The sequence below is a fragment of the Bradyrhizobium sp. WBOS08 genome (genome assembly GCF_024585125.1).
GTDB lineage: Bacteria > Pseudomonadota > Alphaproteobacteria > Rhizobiales > Xanthobacteraceae > Bradyrhizobium > Bradyrhizobium japonicum_B.
Genome location: NZ_CP028988.1, coordinates 1,400,055 through 1,417,511, shown reverse-complemented (window position 1 = coordinate 1,417,511; position 17,457 = coordinate 1,400,055). Strand labels below are relative to the sequence as shown.

Below are 17,457 nucleotides of genomic sequence, written 5' to 3'. Positions count from 1 at the left end.
GAGACAGGCCATGGCAAAACCGTTTCCGTCGAAGACGCACATAGGCAACCACATGCTGCATCCCGAAACGCTGATGCTGACCTATGGCTATGACCCGCAATTGTCGGAAGGCGCCATCAAGCCGCCGGTGTTCCTGACTTCCACCTTCGTGTTCAAGACGGCCGATGACGGGCAGGACTTCTTCGATTACGTCGCCGGCCGGCGCGAGCCGCCCGCAGGCATGGGCGCGGGCTTGGTCTATTCGCGCTTCAATCATCCCAACAGCGAGATCGTCGAGGACAGGCTCGCGATCTACGAACGCACCGAGAGCTGCGCGCTGTTCTCGTCCGGCATGGCGGCGATCGCCACCACGATCCTCGCCTTCGTCCGCCCCGGCGACGTCATTTTGCACTCGCAGCCGCTCTACGGCGGGACCGAAACGCTGCTGACCAACACGCTTGCGCGGCTGTCGATCGGCGCCGTCGGCTTCGCCGACGGGATCGACGAAGCAGCCGTCACGCAGGCCGCGGAGGAGGCCATGGCCAAGGGCCGCGTTTCGATGATCCTGATCGAAACCCCGGCCAACCCGACCAACGGCCTGGTCGATGTCGCCATGATCCGGCGTGTCGCCGAGTCCATCGGAAAGACGCAGGGGCACACGCCGGTGATCGCCTGCGACAATACGCTGCTCGGCCCGGTGTTTCAGCGCCCGATCGAGCACGGCGCGGACCTGTCGCTGTATTCGCTGACCAAATATGTCGGCGGTCACTCCGACCTGATCGCGGGCGCCGCGCTCGGATCGAAGGCGATCATGAAGGGTATCAAGGCGCTGCGCGGCGCCATCGGCACCCAGCTCGATCCGCATTCCTGCTGGATGATCAACCGCTCGCTGGAGACGCTGAGCCTGCGCATGGAGAAGGCCAACAGCAACGCGCGCCTCGTGGCGGATTATCTGCGCGATCACCCCAAGGTGGCCAAGGTCCATTATCTCGGTCATCACGAGGAGGCGTCGGCGGCGGGCCGCGTGTTCGCGCGGCAGTGCCTCGGGGCGGGATCGACCTTCTCGTTCGACATCGTCGGCGGCAAGGACGCGGCAGTGAAGTTTCTCAACGCGCTGCAGATCCTCAAGCTGGCGGTGAGCCTCGGCGGCACCGAGTCGCTTGCGAGCCTGCCAGCGACCATGACCCATTCCGGCGTTCCCGCCGACATCCGCCACAAGATCGGCGTGCTCGATTCCACCATCCGGCTGTCGATCGGCATCGAGAACCCGTCCGACCTGATCGCCGACCTCGCGCAGGCGCTGAACGCGGCTTGAGCGGAATGGTTGTTGGTTGAACGCGGTTCGAGGCTTGCTCCGCCTCTCCCGCTTGCGGGAGAGGCCGCCGCGCTCGCAGAGCGCGGCGGGTGAGGGCTCTTGCCGCGCAGGGACGTCCTCAGTCATTCTCAATAATCTCTGCGCGGAGACACCCTCTCCCCAACCCTCCCCCGCAAGCGGGGGAGGGAGCGCACTTCCGTCGCTGAGCGATCAAGCCTCAACTCATCAGACGTTCGCTGCCCTCGGATCGAAAACCGGATGCCCCTCCCTGCGCCCGGCCTTCGCGCCGAAGCAGCGTTGCGGCTTACTTCGTCACCTGACCGCGGATCTCGCCGCCCGGATTGGCCGCGGTGTGGATGTTGATGTAGTACTTGCCGCCAAGCAGATCGGCGGCCTGCGCATCCGTCAGCGTCGCTTCGCCCTTGACCGGGCTTGCGGCCGCATTCGGGATCGCGACCGCGACGCCGGCATTCTTGCCGGCTTCGGCGGGCCCGTGGAAATGCGCGGCGGTGGCTGGGCCGGAGAGTCCGGAATAAGTGACGGTCCAGGACAGCTTCTTGCTGGCGGCATCATAGTTCAGTTCGGCGGTTCCGGTGCCGCTGCCGGCGGTTGGCGGCACCTCGGACTTGCCGTCGAGGGTTGCCTTGAGCTTTTCGGCGCTGGCTGGGCCTGCGAAGGTCACGGCACCGAGCGCCAGGGCGGCAATGACGGTCTTGTTCATGACATTCTCCCTGCTGAACCCGTTCGGGCTGGCAAACTTCCAACAGCCGGCATTTCAGTTTATTCCCGTGTCCGGCCGAGGCGGGCTAAATTCTTCGTGGCTGGAGCCGCGACGACATCGGTCATAAGTTCGCCGCGACGATTGAATGGATCTGCATGTTGCAACGAACAATTCTCATCGGGCTGCTCGCGGCGCTCGTTGCCGCCGGCGCCTATTGGTGGCTCAGCGCGCCGAGGGTAGCGGCGGCGGGCAACGCGCCGGCCCATGTGGCCAACCTTGCCAATGGCGAGGTGATGTTCAACGCCGGAGGCTGCGCGTCTTGCCATGCCACGCCCGACCAGCCCGATCGTGGCAGGCTCGGTGGCGGCGTCGCGATCAAGTCGCCGTTCGGAACGTTCTATGCGCCGAACATCTCTCCGGATCCGAACGATGGCATCGGCAGATGGACGGACACCGACTTCGTCAACGCGGTGATGCACGGCGTGTCGCCGGGCGGGCAGCATTATTTTCCCGCCTTCCCCTACACGTCCTATCAGCACGCCAGGCGTGAGGACGTGCTCGATCTCTTCGCCTACTTGAAGACGCTGCCGCCCGTGACCGGCAAGGTGCGCGACCACGACATGCAGTTTCCCTTCGACGTCAGGCGCAATGTCGGCATCTGGAAGTTCCTGTTTCTGGATGACAAGCCATTCACCGCCGACAGCAGCAAGTCACCGCAACTCAATCGCGGCGCCTATCTCGTCAACAGCTTTGGCCATTGCGCCGAATGCCACAGCCCGCGCAACGCGCTGGGCGGCATCATCTCGAGCCAGCGTTTCGCTGGCGGGCCCAATCCCGAAGGCGAGGGCTGGGTGCCCAACATCACCCAGAAGCGCCTCGGCGAGTGGAGCGTGAAGGATATCGCTTATTTCCTCAAGAACGGCGAATTGCCCGACGGCGACAGCGTCGGCGGCGCGATGACGCGCGTGATCAAGAACACCTCGCAACTGCCCGACGAGGATATTGCGGCGATGGCGGAGTATCTCAAATCGCTGCCGCCGGTGGACGGTCCGCCGCGACCGAAGCGCAAGGAAGCGGGGGGCTAGCTCGTACCAAACGCCTTGAACGTGATGATGGTGAGGGTGTCCTGGATGCCCGGCAGCACCTGCACCTTCTCGTTGACGAAATGGCCGATGTCGGTGTCCTTGTCGACGTAGAACTTCACGAGCAGGTCGTATTGGCCGGCCGTGGAGTAGATCTCGGAGGCGATCTCGGCTTCGGCAAGCGCATTGGCCACCGTGTAGGACTGGCCGAGCTTACATTTGATCTGGACGAAAAAAGGAACCATCGCGGGCACTCCGAAAGCGTATTGTTCCGGCTAATAGGCCAAACCCGGCACGATTTAGCAAGCGGGCTTGCTAGCAGCCGGCGGCCGGCCCAAGGCCTTGCCGCTATTCTGCGGTCGCGCTAGGACAGGCCATGGCGGTGTCCGTATCCAGCAAAGGTGCCCGGCGATGACGACTCCGGTCGCACTCACCATCGCCGGCTCCGATTCCAGCGGCGGCGCCGGCATCCAGGCCGACCTGAAGACGTTTGCCGCGCTCGGCGTCTATGGCGCTTCCGCCATTACGGCACTGACGGCTCAGAACACGCGCGGCGTCACCGGCATCCACGCCGTGCCGGCATCGTTCGTCACCGAGCAGATCGATGCGGTGTTCTCCGATCTCGACGTCGGCGCGGTGAAGATCGGCATGGTGGCCCAGGTCACCAGCATCGAGGCGATCGCGGCCGCATTGTTGCGCTGGTCGCCGGGGCATGTCGTGCTCGATCCCGTGATGGTGGCGACGTCGGGGGATCGCCTGCTCGCCGCGGAGGCCGTCAATGCGCTGCGCACAAAACTGATACCGCTGGCGTCGGTGATCACGCCCAATCTGCCGGAGGCCGCGGCGCTGCTCGACGAGCCGGTCGCGGCAAGCGAAGCCGAGATCGAAAGCCAGGGGCGGCGCCTGCTGGCGCTCGGCTGCCGTGCGGTTCTGATTAAGGGCGGGCACGGCGAGGGCGCCGAGAGCACCGACTATCTCGTCAGCGGCGAGGGAACGCTCGCGCTGGCAGCGCCGCGCGTGGCGACCCGCAACACCCATGGCACCGGCTGCTCGCTGTCCTCGGCGGTCGCGGCCGGGCTCGCCAAGGGCGAGGATCTGGCAAGCGCCGTGCGCAACGCCAAGACCTGGATCAGCGCGGCGATCGCCGCCGCCGACCGCTTCAGCGTCGGACACGGGCACGGCCCGATCCATCATTTTCACAAGTTCTACTGACGCGGGCGCGCGGGAGCGCCGCCGCGCGCACTTTGGGGACACGCTAGCCCCCACATCGTCATGGGCGGGCCTGTCCCCGGCCATCCACGCCTTGCCACGCAGCACGAAGAACGTGGATGCCCGGGCCTTCGCCGCGCCGAAGCGGCTACGGCCGCGCAGGCGGGACAAGCCCGGGCAGGACGATCACCTCATGACGATCACCTTCTGCGGCGCCGTCGCCTGATTGTCGCATGCGACTGATATTCGCAGGGAGGGCGAGGCTAGGCGTGATTCGTATCTAGAGGTGCCTCAAGGGTTCAACCGGTCATCCCCCTGTCACGGGACATTGTTACAGGCTGGCGCATGGGAAGTTACGATGTGAGTGACGAGGGCCCCGAGCGGCGCTTTCGCACGTTGTTCATCTCCGACGTTCATCTCGGAGCCCGCGGTTCTCAAGCCGATCTTCTGCTCGACTTCCTGCGCTACCACGATGCCGACACGATCTATCTGGTCGGCGACATCGTCGACGGCTGGGCGCTGAAATCGAGCTGGCATTGGCCGCAATCGCACAATGATCTGGTCCAGAAGCTTTTGCGCAAGGCGCGCAAGGGTGCCAAGGTCATCTACATCCCCGGCAATCACGACGAGTTCCTGCGCAACTACTACGGCACGCATTTCGGCGGCATCGACGTGGTCGAGAACACCGTTCACACCGGCGCCGACGGCAAGCGCTATCTCGTCATCCACGGCGACATCTTCGATCTCGTGGTGCAGAACGCGCGCTGGCTCGCCCATCTCGGCGACAAGGCCTACGATTTCGCGATCCAGATGAATCGCCTCGTCAACTTCTTCCGCCGCTTGTTCAAGGTGCCCTATTGGTCGCTGTCGCAATGGGCCAAGCAGAAGGTCAAGAACGCGGTCAATTATATCGGCGCGTTCGAGCAGGCGCTCGCCGCCGAGGCGCGGCGTCACGACGCTGACGGGGTGATCTGCGGCCACATCCACTATGCCGTGATCCGCGACGAGGGCGACATTCGCTACATGAATTGCGGCGACTGGGTCGAGAGCTACACCGCGCTCGTCGAGCACGACGACGGCCGTTTCGAGATCATCACCTGGGCGGATCATCTGCAGAAGCCGGTGGCCGTGCCGCAGGTTGCAGCCAGAGCCGCATAACGGAGGCCGCCCGATGCGCATCCTGGTCGCGACCGACGCCTGGCACCCGCAAGTCAACGGTGTGGTTCGGACGCTGACCAAGCTCGCGGACGCGGCCGAAGGGCTTGACGTCGAGGGTTCCGGGGTTGCGTTCACGTTCCTGACGCCGCAATCGTTCCGCACCTTCGCGATGCCGAGCTATCGCGACGTACGGCTGGCGATGCCGCGCCCGGCTCGGATTGCCAGGCTGATCGAGGAGGCGCGCCCGGACAGCATCCACATCGCGACCGAAGGGCCGATCGGCCTGATGGTCCGCCGCTATTGCCGCCAGCGCCGGCTGCCGTTCACGACCAGCTTCCACACGCGCTTTCCAGAATATGTCCGCGCCCGCGTGCCGGTTCCGGGCTCCCTGATCTGGCGGGCGCTGCGCCGCTTCCATGCTCCCAGTCGTGCCGTGATGGCGGCAACGCCTGCGCTCGCCTGCGAACTGGCCGAGCGCGGTTTCGACAAAGTCCTGTTGTGGCCGCGCGGCGTCGACACAAACGTGTTCCACCCGCGCGCCATCGACCTCTGCCTGCCGGCACCGGTGTTCCTGTCGGTCGGCCGCGTCGCGGTGGAGAAGAATCTCGAAGCGTTCCTCGATCTCGATCTGCCCGGCACAAAGGTGATCGTGGGCGACGGCCCGGCGCGCGCCGCGCTGGAAGAGGCCTATCCCGATGCGATCTTCCTCGGCGAGAAGCACGGCGAGGCCTTGGCAGACATCTATGCGGCGGCCGACGTGTTCGTGTTCCCGAGCAAGACCGATACGTTCGGCCTGGTGCTATTGGAGGCGCTGGCGAGCGGGCTGCCGGTCGCGGCCTTTCCGGTGAAGGGCCCCCGCGACGTGATCGGCGCCGCCCCGGTCGGCGCCCTCGATCACGACCTGCGCAACGCCTGCTTTGCGGCGCTCGACATCTCCCGGCAGGACTGTGTCGAATTCGCCGCCAATTACACCTGGGAAGCCTCGGCGAGGGCTTTTGTTGATAATATCCAGGCGGTGGGGGCCTTGCTGCCGGGCCGGGACGGCACGGAACAGCCGCGCTTCGTCGCCTGAAGGGAAGATTCCTCGCGCGGAGGTGTCTTGCCCGCGGCTCGATGGCCGCGATAAGGTCTGATATGACCGAACAGCTTCTCCCGATCGGCCCCGCCGACATCGACGCCGCAGCGCGCGTGATCGCGCCCTACGCCATCCGCACCCCGCTGTTGTCCTTTCCGGTGCTCAACGAGCGGGTTGGCGCCAAAGTCTTCCTGAAGCCGGAGATGCTCCAGCGCACCGGCTCCTTCAAGTTCCGCGGCGCCTTCAACAAGGTGTTCTCGATCCCGCAGGACAAGCGCGCCGGCGGCGTCGTCGCGTTCTCCTCCGGCAACCACGCCCAGGGCGTGGCGGCGGCGGCAAAAATCCTCGACATGCAGGCGACCATCGTGATGCCGGCGGATGCGCCGCTGTCCAAGCGCGAGCGCACCAAATCCTACGGCGCCGAGGTCGTGCTCTATGATCGCGACAAGGACGACCGCGAGGCGATCTCGCGCGGCATCGCCGAGAAGCGCGGCGCGACGCTGGTGAGGCCCTACGACGATCCGTTCGTGATCGCAGGGCAGGGCACCGCCGGCCGCGAGATCGCGGAGGACATGGCAACGCTTGGCCTTTCCCCCGACATCGTGGTGGCACCGGCGTCCGGCGGCGGCCTGATCGCGGGCGTCGCGACCGCGGTGAAGGCACGTTATCCGCTCGCCGAGATCGTGGTGGCCGAGCCCGAGGCGTTCGACGATCACGGCATTTCGCTGAGCGCGGGTCATCGCGAGCCGCACGGGCCCGCGGGCCGCACCATCTGCGATGCGCTGATGGCCCTGATCCCCGGCGAGATGACCTTTGCGATCAACAGCAAGCTGCTGGCACGCGGCGTCACGGCTTCCGATGGTGAGGTCGGCGCCGCCGTCGCCTTCGCCTATCGCGAGCTCAAGCTGGTGGTGGAGCCGGGCGGCGCGGTGGGTCTTGCCGCCCTGCTGGCGGGACGTCTCGACGTCGCCGGCAAGAACGTCGTCATCGTGCTCTCCGGCGGCAATGTCGATGCGGATCTGTTCGGCGAACTGGTGGCCTAGCCGTCATTCCGGGCCCGCGCTTTCGGCGAAGCAATCCAGTGCCGTAGGACCTCCTACCCGTGGTCAAGGGGAGATCGCCCTTGAGCGATATGGTAGCGCCGTGCTCGATGCAGTCCAGGACGCGTTGCGCCGGCGTTGCCGGTGCCTTCGGCATCCTGGACAGCATCTGGGGGCGCGGTTCCTACGTCGGTGCTCAAGGCACAGGTGGGCAAGGCTGCTCCCGGCGGATCGGCCCGCACGGCCAGTCTACTCCAAAAGGCCGTCTCGAACCTCTCAAGGGTACAGGGTGGGCAAAGGCGCAAAGCGCCGTGCCCACCACCTTTCCGTGATTCCAAAGAGAGACGACGTGGGCACGCTTCGCTTTGTCCACCCTACGAGACCTCTCCTCGTCATTGCGAGCGAAGCGCCTCCCGGAATGACGACGTTCAATGGCTGAGATGACGAAGGGGCAGAGCGTCACCGCTCTGCCCCTTCGTCTTGTCTTGGAGATTGTCCCGTTGCGGAAACACCCTCTCCCCAACCCTCCCCCGCAGGCGGGGGAGGGAGCGCACCGACTGCTCCGCGCGATCAGCGCATGAAGCCGCTGCGGCGATTGCCGCCATTGCTCATGCTCGGCGCCTGGTTCATCGACTGCCGGAAGTTGTTGTTGCTGTTGACCATGCGGCTCGGCGTGGTGTTGAGCTGCGGACGGTTGGTCTGAACGCTGTTCTGCACCTTGTTCACCGGGTTGTTGTTGGGCTTCACGATGCCGGTGTTGCCGTTGTTGACGCGGATCGGCAGGCCCTGGGTCTGAACGACCGGCTTTGCGTCGATCGTCGAGCCGCCCTTGCCGACGTTCACCGGCATGCTCACGATTTTGCCCGGCTTGCCATTGACGTTGCCGCCGCCCGGCTTGTTGTTGGTCGCAGGCAGCGTCACGATCTTGCCGATGCCGCCCTTGTTGGTGTTGGTATTGGTCGGCGCGGGCAGGGTGACGATCTTGCCCGGGGTCTGCGACGGCGTGCCGTTTTGCTGGTTGTTGTTGCCCGAGGGCAGGTTGACGATCTGGCCGCCATTGCCGGGCTTGCCGATGACATTGCCGTCGATCGGCTTCTGCACGATCGGCAGGTTGCCATTGAGCTGACCGCCGCCATTGCCCTGCTGCAGCAGCGGCATGTATTTCGGCTGGCCGAGATTGCCGATCTTGAAGGTAGGGGCAATGGTCTGCGGCGCCAGGAACTTGGTCGCCTGCATCAAGGGGATCTGCTTCGGCTGCGCCTGCAGCTTCAGCGCGACCTGCGCATAGGGGCTGTTGCCGTAGCTGTCATAGAAGCTCTTGTACGCGACTGGCGAGTTCGCCAGCACGGTCTTGTGCCAGGCCTGCGAGATCAGGATGTTGTTGAGCAGCCAGCGGACATGGTCGCACAGCGGGTCGTGCGGATACATCCGGATGAACTCCTGATAATATTCCGGCCGGCCCTCGGACACGACGTAGTCATAGGCCTGGCGCGTCGAACGGCTGGGCAGGTTGGAGGCCATCTGCACCACCGGCGCTTTTACCGGCGCGCGGTTGGCAGCGACAGCGGTGTCACCGAAGAAGGTGAAGTCGCTCGTCAGCGAGGAGCTCTCCCACGGGATCTGCGCGCCGCTGGTGGTCTGGTTGACCTGCAGGCGGACGCGCTTGAACAACTGCTCGATCGGCACGTTGGGCTCGCGCGCCACGTTCAGGAAGGCCTGGGTGTACGGGCTGTGGCCGCTCGTGCCGTCGAGCGCCTCGGCGCCCGGCGCGGTCGAGTAACCGACGATCGAGCCGTTCGGCGCGTCGACGATGGCAAGGCCGCGGCCGGCGTCGTTGACTTCAGGGAACGGGTTGTTGCGGCAGGCATCGAGGATGACGATGCGCATGCGGCTCGGGATCGTCTCCAGTGTCGACATCACGTCGACGAGGCGCACCGAATTGTTGACGAGCTCGGTCGGGCTGGAGACCTTGGCGTCGACCGGAACGAGATAGTTCTCGCCGGCGAGCTGCACGCCGTGGCCGGCGTAATAGACCATCGCCACCGTGTTCGGACCGCGCGAAGCGACCTTGGCGGAGAAGTCCTGGACGACACGCAGCATGTCGTTCTGGGTCAGGTCGGTCGCTGCGACGACCTCGAAGCCGGCGGAGTTCAGGAACTGCGCGATCGACTGGGCGTCATCGTCGGGGTTCGCCAGCTGCGGCGCGTTCTGGTAGTTCGCATTGCCGATCACCAGCGCCACCCGCTGCTCCGGGCCTTGCAGCGCGGTGGGGGCAGGCTGGACCGGGGCGACTTGCGCGGAAACGGGCCCGCAGGTGAAGCCGAACAGGCTTCCCACGAGGCCGGCGGTCATCAGCAAAGGCTTTAGGCGGAACATGGCGTGCTCCTTTGGCACTCATCTCGATACGAGATTGGTTGCGACCAAGCCTGGCCGCGTTCGAGCGCGAGGTCCGTGATCCCTGTCACCATGATGACGGACGTGATCTGAATCACGCTTGGAACCTGCTATGGTTAGCGAGCGCTGAGAGGAGCCGCCGTCACATGCTGAAATCGATCGATCCGATCCTGACGCCCGACCTGCTCTGGCTGCTGGCCTCCATGGGCCACGGCGACGATCTCGTGGTCGTCGACGCCAACCACCCGGCCACGGCTATCGCTCGCAGCACATCGTCGCAGCGGCTGATCCAGTTGCCGGGCATGACGATGGAGACGGCCGTCCGCGCCATCATGTCGGTCTATCCGCTCGACGATTTCGATCCCGATCCGGTGCGCGTGATGATGCCGGTCGATGATCCCGATCGCGTACCCGAGGTGCAGCGCGCGGTGCTCGCCGAGATCGAACGCGCCAGCGGCGGTCCGGTCAGTCCCGGCAAGCTCTCGCGGGCGGATTTCTACCGCGCGGCCGCGGCTGGTTTCGGCGTGGTGCAGGTCGGCGACAGCAGGGGCTATGGCTGTTTCCTGATCAGGAAGGGCGTGATCAGCTAGCGGGCCTCATCAGCGCCGAGGGCCAGCCGATCCTAACGAGGAGGCCGTCAGGGCCGTTGATGCCGAACTCATACATGCCCCATTCCCGGTGCCGCAGGACGCCGCCGGGACGGATGATGAGATCGTCGACGCGCGCGGCGATGGCCTCGACCTCGGGCGTGCGGATGAAGACGCCAAAGGGATTGTGCGCCGGCACGCGCCATGGGTCATCGCCAGCCTGTGTGAGATGCACCTCGCATCCCCAGCCGCTCATGATGACATAGCCGGCGTCGCCGCCGGTGCGCGCAAAGCCGAGACGTTCCCAGAACGGTATCGCCGCAGGAAGATCGTTGCTGGGAACGATCGCAAAGGCGCCGACGCGCGGGGTCTCCGACATTCACTCACTCCGGATCATGCAAGCCGTGATCGCAACGCTCGTGCGAGTCTCGCAGCCTAGCCGGCGCGGCTGATCAGGAGAAGCGGCGAAACATCCCGCACTCGAATTTGAATGGCGTGTCTCGAGCCGACTGTCTATTGTCACCTCATGTCTCGCCTCATGTGTCTATTTGTTGCCGTCGTCCTGTCTCTGCTGCCGGCGGTCGCGCCCGCCGAGCCTGCGCAAAAGCGTCCCAAGCCGGTCTGGAAAGGCTACGGGTTCCTGCCGGGCTATCGCCAGCCGCTGAGCAACAGCATCCCGCTCTACAAGCAGAAGGACGCGATGCGGCGTCTGGCGCGCAACGAGCGCCGCCACTGGTACATCGATCCGGTTCCGCAATATTACCGCTGGGACGGCGAGTGGCACTATTTCGGCCGCCCCGGCTTCAACGGCGGCCGCTACAACGGCGGCAGCTTCGGCCCGTGCTGGACCCGCACGCCGATCGGGGCGGTGTGGAATTGCGGGTGATTGCGTAACGCTCGCTGCTCCAGCACGTCATTGCGAGCGCAGCGAAGCAATCCGGAATCCCCCCGCGGAAAGAACTCTGGATTGCTTCGCTGCGCTCGCAATGACGATGCCGTGAGCGCGTGTGCCTCTTTCCCTCATTCCCGTGCCCCGGACGCAGCGCAGCGCTTCTTCAGCGGTGCGCTGCTGAGCCGGGGGCCATGTTGCGACTGAGATTGCGGCCTCTGGGCCCCGGCTCTGCGCCGCAACGCTGGCGCGTTGCAGCTTGTCCGGGACACGATGTTTCCCTTACGAGAAGAACGCGATCTTCTCGGCCTGGGTCATGCGGCGGATCGGGGCGAGGGGGTCGTTGGCGGGGGCGCGGGGCTTTTGCAGGATGCCGCTGGCGAGGATAGTGGCACCGAGCGAGGGCTAGTGGCACCGAGCGAGGGCTCCGGCACGGGCGAGGGCGTCGGCAGCGTCGTAGCCGGGGCCGCGGCGAAGATGGCACTGGCCGCCATCGCCGGGGCCGGCTGCTCCCTCACCTCGGCGGCGGCCTCCGCGATGGCGTCGGTGAGGCGCGCAAGCGAGTCCATCGATATCGGCGCGTCGGCGGGCTCTTCGACCACGGGAGCGACGACCGGCTGAGGCGCGATCGGCTCGGCAGCGACAGGCGCTGCGGTCTCCGCGAGACTAGGCTCCGGAACGGCCGCGTCCATCTCGCCCAGTGCGATGATCTCGTCGAACTCCGGATCGGGCGCGGCCATCTCCAGCGCGATGGCCTCGAGCACGGCATCGTCCTCGGCCTGCGCGGCAGCATCGAGCGCGAGCGCGTCGGCGACGTCCGACAAGGCGGTGGATTCAGCTGCCGGCTCTTCAAACGAGACGTCATCAGGCGCGGCATCTGCACGCGCGACATGTTCCGGCGCGGCCTGGTCGAGCGCGGCGTTTTCGACAGCGACCTGGCTATCGGCCGCGATCTCCGTCGCGACCGCCGTGTCCGTTGCCTGCTCGGCCACGGCGAACGCATCGGCAGCGCCGGCCGCTTCCATGGCTGCTTGCGGCTCGGGAGCTGGCGCGACCTCCTGCGCCGTCTCCGTAAAAGCCACGGGTGTTTCGGCGGCCATCGCTTCCGGCGCGGTCTCGACAGGCGCTCCGGTGACGGATGACGGCGCCTCCTGCACCGGAGCCGGGGAAGCTGCCGGCTTCGTTGCGCCGCCCTCGGTCTGCTCGACCCGATCCTTCAGCAGATCGAAGGCGATCCTGAGCTCGACGCGGGGATCGATGGCCTGGGCCTGACCGCAGGCGGCCTCGATCGAGGCGAGTTGCGAATCAATGAGGTCGCAGATTCGCCCGTCGGCGCCGATCTCGCGCCAGCGCCAGGAGATCTCCTTGATGATGCGCACCCCGCGCGGAATCGGCGCGAGGCTGGCTTCGATGGCCGCGGGGTCGAACGCCGCAAGCGCAATGGTCTCGGCCTCGCGGATCGCGCGGCGGATCTCGACCAGCGCCTCGGGCAGGCGGTCCTCGACGACGGGTTGCCGCTGCGCCGCAAGGGTTTCCTCGATCTTGGCGACCGCGTCGAGCACCATGCGCGTGTCGGCATTGCGGTTGCGCTTGGCGTATTCGCCGAGGAACCAGCGGCCGCGCGCGGTCTCCATGAAGGCCTCGCGGATCGCGTCGTAATCCTGCTCGTTCGGCTCGGCCGCGCGGGCAGACATAGGCGAGAGGGCGAATGCTTCGTTGGCCATGACGATCTCGTCGCGCAAATCACTACGCGTTACTGTAACGATCACCACGATATCGACCGAATCGCAATTGGTTTGATGCAGTCCGAATCACAAATCCCCATCGCGGCATCGAGGAAGCGGCGATTCGCCGTCAGCCTCGCCCTGTTCTATTCGGCCGTGTTCGCGGTTTCGGGCACGCATCTGCCGTTCTTTCCGGTGTGGCTGAAGGCGATCGGCATCGACGCGGCCTGGATCGGGCTGATCAACGCGCTGCCGGCGATCACCCGCTTCACCACCTTGCCGCAGGTGACCGCCTTTGCCGAGAAGCGACAGGCGATCCGCGCGGCCATGATGCTGTCGGTGCTGGCGACCGCGATCGGGTTTACGGCGGTCGGCCTGCAGCAGCAGCCGCTGGCACTATTCCTGATCTATGCGCTGACCTGCATGATGTGGACGCCGACGATGCCGCTGACCGACGCCTATGCGCTGCGCGGCGTCGCCCGTTACGGGCTCGATTACGGACCGTTGCGGCTGTGGGGCTCGGCGGCGTTCGCCGCGGGCTCGCTCGCCTGCGGCTATCTCGTCGACGTCATCGCCGCGCGCGACCTGATCTGGATCATCGTCGCATGGGCCATCGTTGCGGTCGCGGCCAGCCTGCTGCTTCAGCCGCTCCACGATCTCAGGCGCAAGACGGCGGAGAGGCATGCGGGCAAGGCGCTGCTGCGCGATGCCGGCTTCTGGGCCGTCATCGTCTCGGCGGCGCTGATCCAGGGCAGCCACGTCGCCTATTACACCTTCTCGGCCATCAACTGGCAGCTCCACGGGATCAGCGGGCTGACGATCGCGGGGCTGTGGACGCTGGGCGTGATCGCGGAGATCGTCGTGTTCGCGCTGTCGCCGCGCTTCTCGCTGCATCCCTCCACCATGATTGCGATCGGAGGGCTTAGTGCCGTGGTGCGCTGGATCGTCACCGCGAACGAGCCGCCGCTGGCGCTGCTCGCGATCGTGCAGCTCGGCCACGGCTTCACCTTCGGCATGACCATCGTCGGCACGATGAATCTCCTGGTGCAGCGCGTGCCGCCGCATCAGATCGCACGCGGGCAGGGCTATTACGCCGCCTGCAACGGCCTGTTGGGCGCCACCACCTCGATCGCGTCAGGCGCGATCTACGCCCGCATCGGCGACGACCTGTACTACGTCATGGCGGCGATGGCCGCGGGCGGCGCGCTGCTGATCTGGTCGGCGCGGCACCGGCTCATGGTTCAGCCCCAGAGCGAGGCGTCCGGCGGATAGACCAGGCTGTCGTCGTAACGCAGCCCGTGGTCGCGGTCGCGCGCGAGCAGCAGCGGGCCGTCGAGATCGACGAAGCGCGCCTGCGGCGTCACCAGCATGGCCGGGGCCATCGACAGCGAGCTCGCGACCATGCAGCCGATCATGATCTCGAAGCCGAGCGCCTGCGCCGCATCGGCCATCGCGAGCGCCTCGGTGAGGCCGCCGGTCTTGTCGAGCTTGATGTTCACGGCGTCGTAGCGCTCGCGCAAGGGAGCAAGCGAGGAGCGGTCATGCACGCTCTCGTCGGCGCAGACCGCGAGCGGCCGCCTGATCCGCGCCAGCGCCTCGTCCCGGCCCGCCGGCAGCGGCTGCTCCACCAGGGTGACGCCGACGGCGGCGCAGGCGGCGAGGTTGGCTTCCAGATTGGCTTCGGTCCAGGCCTCGTTGGCATCGACGATCAGCTCGGATTCGGGCGCGGCCTTGCGCACCGCCGCGATCCGCTCGGGATCGCCGTCGCCGCCGAGCTTGATCTTGAGCAGCGGCCGGTGCGCCGCCTTGGCGGTCGCGGCGGCCATGGCCTCGGGGGTCCCCAACGAGATCGTGTAGGCGGTGGTGCGCTCGCCCGGCACAGGACGCTCGAGCAGGTTCCAGGCCCGCAAGCCCGCCGCCTTGGCCTCGAGGTCGATCAGGGCGCAATCCAGGGCGTTGCGGGCTGCGCCGGGCGCCATGGCGGCCTGAAGCGCCTGCCGTGAGATACCGTCGGCGACGGCCTGCTGCATGGCCTGGATGGCCGCCAGCGTCGCCTCGGGCGTCTCGTCATAGCGGGGATAGGGCACGCACTCGCCGCGGCCGGTCAGCCCGTCCCGGCTCACCTCCACCATGACGGTCACGGCCTCGGTTTTGGCCCCGCGGCTGATGGTGAAGCTGCCCGCGATGGGGAAGCGCTCGATTCGCGCCGCCAGGGAGGCAAATTTCATGGAAGTCATTTTGAACTCTGGCGAAATCTGAACCTGCTAGTTACCTCTAGCAACTAAAATTAACCACTTGGGGATACCTTCTCTGGGTAAGGGCGCGTGCGCAACTCTGTGATTTTCTCCGCCCCGGTACGGGAGCGGACATTTGGATAGCGATCCGAAGCTGGAACGGATTGCCAAGGGCAACGCGCTGGCACTTTGCGCCACTGGGACCTGGACCGCGAGCTTCGCGCCGGTGCTGGAACGGATGGTGGCCGACGCCGAGAAGCTCGCCGGCGGCCCGCAAAGCATCTTCATCGACGTTTCCGAAGTCGCCAAGCTCGACACCTTCGGCGCCTGGCTGATCGAGCGGCTGCGCCGCAGCCTGACCCAAGGCGCCGCCGAGGCCCAGATCGCAGGGTTGTCCGCCAATTATTCCAGCCTCGTCGACGAGGTGCGGCGGGTCAGGGCGGGGGCGGTGGTCGACAGCAGCCCGATCACCATCGGCGGCATGCTGGAGCAGATCGGCCGGACCGTGGCCGGCCTGGCCGGGACGGTCGCGGGCCTCGTCGACATGCTCGGTGCCGTGCTCGCGGCATGGTTTCGCGTCCTGATCCATCCGCGCTCGTTCCGCCTGACCTCGACCGTCCACCACATGGAGCAGGTCTGCTGGCGCGCGGTGCCGATCATCGTGCTGATCACCTTCCTGATCGGCTGCATCATCGCCCAGCAAGGCATCTTCCACTTCAGGCGGTTCGGCGCCGACATCTTCGTGGTCGACATGCTCGGCGTGCTGGTGCTGCGCGAGATCGGTGTGCTGCTGGTTGCGATCATGGTCGCGGGCCGCTCGGGCAGCGCCTACACCGCCGAGCTCGGCTCGATGAAGATGCGCGAGGAGATCGACGCGCTGCGCACCATGGGCTTCGATCCGATCGAGGTGCTGGTGCTGCCGCGAATGATGGCGCTGGTCCTGGCGCTGCCGATCCTGGCTTTCCTCGGCGCCATGGCCGCGCTCTATGGCGGCGGGCTGGTAGCCTGGCTCTATGGCGGCGTCGAGCCGGAGGCCTTCCTGCTGCGCCTGCGCGACGCCATCTCGATCGATCATTTCATCGTCGGCATCGTCAAGGCCCCGGTGATGGCGGCCGTGATCGGCATCGTTGCTTGCGTCGAAGGGCTTGCCGTGCAGGGCAGCGCGGAATCGCTGGGCCAGCACACCACGGCCTCGGTGGTGAAGGGCATCTTCTTCGTCATCGTGATGGACGGCGTGTTCGCCATCTTCTTTGCCTCGATCGGGATGTGACGATGGCAGGCGAAATTCAGGATCCCATCATCCGCGTCCGCGGCATCACCGTGCAGTTCGGCGAAACGCGCGTGCTCGATGGCCTCAACCTCGACGTCAAGCGCGGCGATATTCTGGGATTTGTCGGCCCGTCGGGCGCGGGCAAATCTGTCTTGACGCGCACTATCATCGGCCTCGTGCCGAAGGTCGCAGGCTCGATCGAAGTGTTCGGCGTCGACCTGGATTCCTCGAGCACCTCGCAGCGCCGCAACGTCGAGCGGCGCTGGGGCGTCCTGTTCCAGCAGGGCGCGCTGTTCTCCTCGCTGACCGTGCGGCAGAACATCCAGTTTCCGATGCGCGAATATCTGCGGGTCTCGCAGCGGCTGATGGACGAGATCACCATGGCCAAGCTCGCCATGGTCGGCCTCAAGCCGGAAGTGGCCGAGCGCTTTCCCTCGGAGCTCTCCGGCGGCATGATCAAGCGCGTGGCGCTGGCCCGGGCGCTGTCGCTCGATCCGGACCTCGTCTTCCTGGACGAGCCGACCTCGGGCCTCGATCCCATCGGCGCCGGCGACTTCGACGAGCTGGTCAGGACGCTCCAACGCACTTTGGGGCTGACGGTTTTCATGGTAACCCACGACCTCGACAGCCTATACACAGCATGTGACCGCATCGCCGTTTTAGGGAACGGTAAGATCATTGCGGCAGGGTCGATCGCCGACATGCAGGCCTCGCAGCATCCCTGGTTGAGGCAGTATTTCCATGGCAAGCGCGCCCGCGCGGTCATGACTTGAGTAGCCG

16 protein-coding genes and 1 pseudogene are annotated in these 17,457 nt (G+C 66.1%); 11 read left to right on the top strand and 6 right to left on the bottom strand.

Annotated features, from left to right (window positions below; genetic code table 11):
- Positions 1-10: 10 nt before the first annotated feature.
- Entirely contained in the window at positions 11-1,294 is a 1,284-nt protein-coding gene (locus tag DCM80_RS06920) for a cystathionine gamma-synthase family protein (protein ID WP_257196305.1), read from the top strand.
- Positions 1,295-1,598: 304 nt separating this feature from the next.
- Here DCM80_RS06920 and DCM80_RS06915 read toward each other — a convergent pair whose 3' ends face one another.
- Positions 1,599-2,015, bottom strand: a complete 417-nt coding sequence (locus tag DCM80_RS06915) for a CHRD domain-containing protein (RefSeq protein WP_257196304.1) — start codon at positions 2,013-2,015, stop codon at positions 1,599-1,601.
- Between the two features lie 155 nt (positions 2,016-2,170).
- Here DCM80_RS06915 and DCM80_RS06910 point away from each other — a divergent pair, with 155 nt between their 5' ends.
- The gene (locus tag DCM80_RS06910) at positions 2,171-3,100 is read left to right on the top strand and encodes a cytochrome c (RefSeq protein ID WP_257196303.1); all 930 of its coding nucleotides are present in this window, start codon (positions 2,171-2,173) and stop codon (positions 3,098-3,100) included.
- On the opposite strand, the gene DCM80_RS06905 is transcribed toward DCM80_RS06910, so the two are convergent.
- A complete protein-coding gene (locus tag DCM80_RS06905; protein ID WP_135162037.1) occupies positions 3,097-3,342 on the bottom strand; it encodes an Lrp/AsnC family transcriptional regulator in 246 nt (81 codons plus the stop codon). The two genes, DCM80_RS06910 and DCM80_RS06905, sit on opposite strands and share 4 nt — an antisense overlap.
- A gap of 166 nt (positions 3,343-3,508) precedes the next feature.
- Here DCM80_RS06905 and thiD point away from each other — a divergent pair, with 166 nt between their 5' ends.
- From thiD to DCM80_RS06885, 4 genes are all read left to right on the top strand, one after another.
- The gene (gene thiD, locus DCM80_RS06900) at positions 3,509-4,309 is read left to right on the top strand and encodes a bifunctional hydroxymethylpyrimidine kinase/phosphomethylpyrimidine kinase (protein ID WP_257196302.1); all 801 of its coding nucleotides are present in this window, start codon (positions 3,509-3,511) and stop codon (positions 4,307-4,309) included.
- A 342-nt stretch (positions 4,310-4,651) separates the two neighbouring features.
- Positions 4,652-5,464 (top strand): UDP-2,3-diacylglucosamine diphosphatase, encoded by an 813-nt coding sequence (locus DCM80_RS06895; protein ID WP_257196301.1) that lies wholly within the window; start codon positions 4,652-4,654, stop codon positions 5,462-5,464.
- A 13-nt stretch (positions 5,465-5,477) separates the two neighbouring features.
- Positions 5,478-6,536, top strand: a complete 1,059-nt coding sequence (locus DCM80_RS06890) for a glycosyltransferase family 1 protein (RefSeq protein ID WP_257196300.1) — start codon at positions 5,478-5,480, stop codon at positions 6,534-6,536.
- Between the two features lie 62 nt (positions 6,537-6,598).
- Positions 6,599-7,582, top strand: a complete 984-nt coding sequence (locus DCM80_RS06885) for a threonine/serine dehydratase (protein ID WP_257196299.1) — start codon at positions 6,599-6,601, stop codon at positions 7,580-7,582.
- A 567-nt stretch (positions 7,583-8,149) separates the two neighbouring features.
- Here the strand turns inward: DCM80_RS06885 and DCM80_RS06880 are convergent.
- Positions 8,150-9,955 carry a caspase family protein gene (locus DCM80_RS06880; RefSeq protein WP_257196298.1) on the bottom strand — a complete coding sequence of 602 codons (1,806 nt, stop codon included), beginning with the start codon at positions 9,953-9,955 and terminating at the stop codon, positions 8,150-8,152.
- Positions 9,956-10,119: 164 nt separating this feature from the next.
- Between DCM80_RS06880 and DCM80_RS06875 the strand changes: the two genes are divergently transcribed.
- Positions 10,120-10,563, top strand: coding sequence for an RbsD/FucU family protein (locus DCM80_RS06875; RefSeq protein ID WP_257196297.1), 444 nt, complete (start codon positions 10,120-10,122; stop codon positions 10,561-10,563).
- Here DCM80_RS06875 and DCM80_RS06870 read toward each other — a convergent pair.
- Positions 10,556-10,939, bottom strand: coding sequence for a VOC family protein (locus tag DCM80_RS06870; RefSeq protein ID WP_257175564.1), 384 nt, complete (start codon positions 10,937-10,939; stop codon positions 10,556-10,558). The two genes, DCM80_RS06875 and DCM80_RS06870, sit on opposite strands and share 8 nt — an antisense overlap.
- Before the next feature lie 147 nt (positions 10,940-11,086).
- Here DCM80_RS06870 and DCM80_RS06865 point away from each other — a divergent pair, with 147 nt between their 5' ends.
- Positions 11,087-11,446: a hypothetical protein gene (locus DCM80_RS06865; protein WP_257196296.1), complete on the top strand. Its 360-nt coding sequence runs from the start codon at positions 11,087-11,089 to the stop codon at positions 11,444-11,446.
- A gap of 285 nt (positions 11,447-11,731) precedes the next feature.
- Here DCM80_RS06865 and DCM80_RS06860 read toward each other — a convergent pair.
- Positions 11,732-13,173, bottom strand: a pseudogene (locus tag DCM80_RS06860) (hypothetical protein).
- Between the two features lie 75 nt (positions 13,174-13,248).
- Between DCM80_RS06860 and DCM80_RS06855 the strand changes: the two are divergent.
- Positions 13,249-14,445 (top strand): major facilitator superfamily domain-containing protein 6, encoded by a 1,197-nt coding sequence (locus DCM80_RS06855; RefSeq protein ID WP_257196295.1) that lies wholly within the window; start codon positions 13,249-13,251, stop codon positions 14,443-14,445.
- Here the strand turns inward: DCM80_RS06855 and dgcA are convergent.
- Complete coding sequence (gene dgcA / locus DCM80_RS06850) at positions 14,415-15,410, bottom strand: N-acetyl-D-Glu racemase DgcA (RefSeq protein WP_257196294.1); 996 nt, start codon at positions 15,408-15,410, stop codon at positions 14,415-14,417. The two genes, DCM80_RS06855 and dgcA, sit on opposite strands and share 31 nt — an antisense overlap.
- A 133-nt stretch (positions 15,411-15,543) precedes the next feature.
- Between dgcA and DCM80_RS06845 the strand changes: the two genes are divergently transcribed.
- Together DCM80_RS06845 and DCM80_RS06840 are read left to right on the top strand one after the other, a co-directional pair.
- On the top strand, positions 15,544-16,677 hold the full coding sequence (locus DCM80_RS06845; RefSeq protein ID WP_257196293.1) for an ABC transporter permease: 1,134 nt from the start codon (positions 15,544-15,546) through the stop codon (positions 16,675-16,677).
- Between the two features lie 2 nt (positions 16,678-16,679).
- Positions 16,680-17,450, top strand: a complete 771-nt coding sequence (locus DCM80_RS06840; protein WP_257196292.1) for an ABC transporter ATP-binding protein — start codon at positions 16,680-16,682, stop codon at positions 17,448-17,450.
- Positions 17,451-17,457: the final 7 nt, after the last annotated feature.

What these genes read in the sequence shown, in the direction of transcription:
- DCM80_RS06870 (WP_257175564.1), bottom strand. Translation starts at nt 10,939, where the DNA reads ATGTCGGAGACCCCGCGCGTCGGCGCCTTTGCGATCGTTCCCAGCAAC.
- DCM80_RS06890 (WP_257196300.1), top strand. Translation starts at nt 5,478, where the DNA reads ATGCGCATCCTGGTCGCGACCGACGCCTGGCACCCGCAAGTCAACGGT.
- DCM80_RS06895 (WP_257196301.1), top strand. Translation starts at nt 4,652, where the DNA reads ATGGGAAGTTACGATGTGAGTGACGAGGGCCCCGAGCGGCGCTTTCGC.
- DCM80_RS06865 (WP_257196296.1), top strand. Translation starts at nt 11,087, where the DNA reads ATGTCTCGCCTCATGTGTCTATTTGTTGCCGTCGTCCTGTCTCTGCTG.
- DCM80_RS06910 (WP_257196303.1), top strand. Translation starts at nt 2,171, where the DNA reads ATGTTGCAACGAACAATTCTCATCGGGCTGCTCGCGGCGCTCGTTGCC.
- dgcA (WP_257196294.1), bottom strand. Translation starts at nt 15,410, where the DNA reads ATGACTTCCATGAAATTTGCCTCCCTGGCGGCGCGAATCGAGCGCTTC.
- DCM80_RS06855 (WP_257196295.1), top strand. Translation starts at nt 13,249, where the DNA reads ATGCAGTCCGAATCACAAATCCCCATCGCGGCATCGAGGAAGCGGCGA.
- DCM80_RS06880 (WP_257196298.1), bottom strand. Translation starts at nt 9,955, where the DNA reads ATGTTCCGCCTAAAGCCTTTGCTGATGACCGCCGGCCTCGTGGGAAGC.
- DCM80_RS06920 (WP_257196305.1), top strand. Translation starts at nt 11, where the DNA reads ATGGCAAAACCGTTTCCGTCGAAGACGCACATAGGCAACCACATGCTG.
- DCM80_RS06875 (WP_257196297.1), top strand. Translation starts at nt 10,120, where the DNA reads ATGCTGAAATCGATCGATCCGATCCTGACGCCCGACCTGCTCTGGCTG.
- DCM80_RS06905 (WP_135162037.1), bottom strand. Translation starts at nt 3,342, where the DNA reads ATGGTTCCTTTTTTCGTCCAGATCAAATGTAAGCTCGGCCAGTCCTAC.
- DCM80_RS06885 (WP_257196299.1), top strand. Translation starts at nt 6,599, where the DNA reads ATGACCGAACAGCTTCTCCCGATCGGCCCCGCCGACATCGACGCCGCA.
- DCM80_RS06915 (WP_257196304.1), bottom strand. Translation starts at nt 2,015, where the DNA reads ATGAACAAGACCGTCATTGCCGCCCTGGCGCTCGGTGCCGTGACCTTC.
- DCM80_RS06840 (WP_257196292.1), top strand. Translation starts at nt 16,680, where the DNA reads ATGGCAGGCGAAATTCAGGATCCCATCATCCGCGTCCGCGGCATCACC.
- thiD (WP_257196302.1), top strand. Translation starts at nt 3,509, where the DNA reads ATGACGACTCCGGTCGCACTCACCATCGCCGGCTCCGATTCCAGCGGC.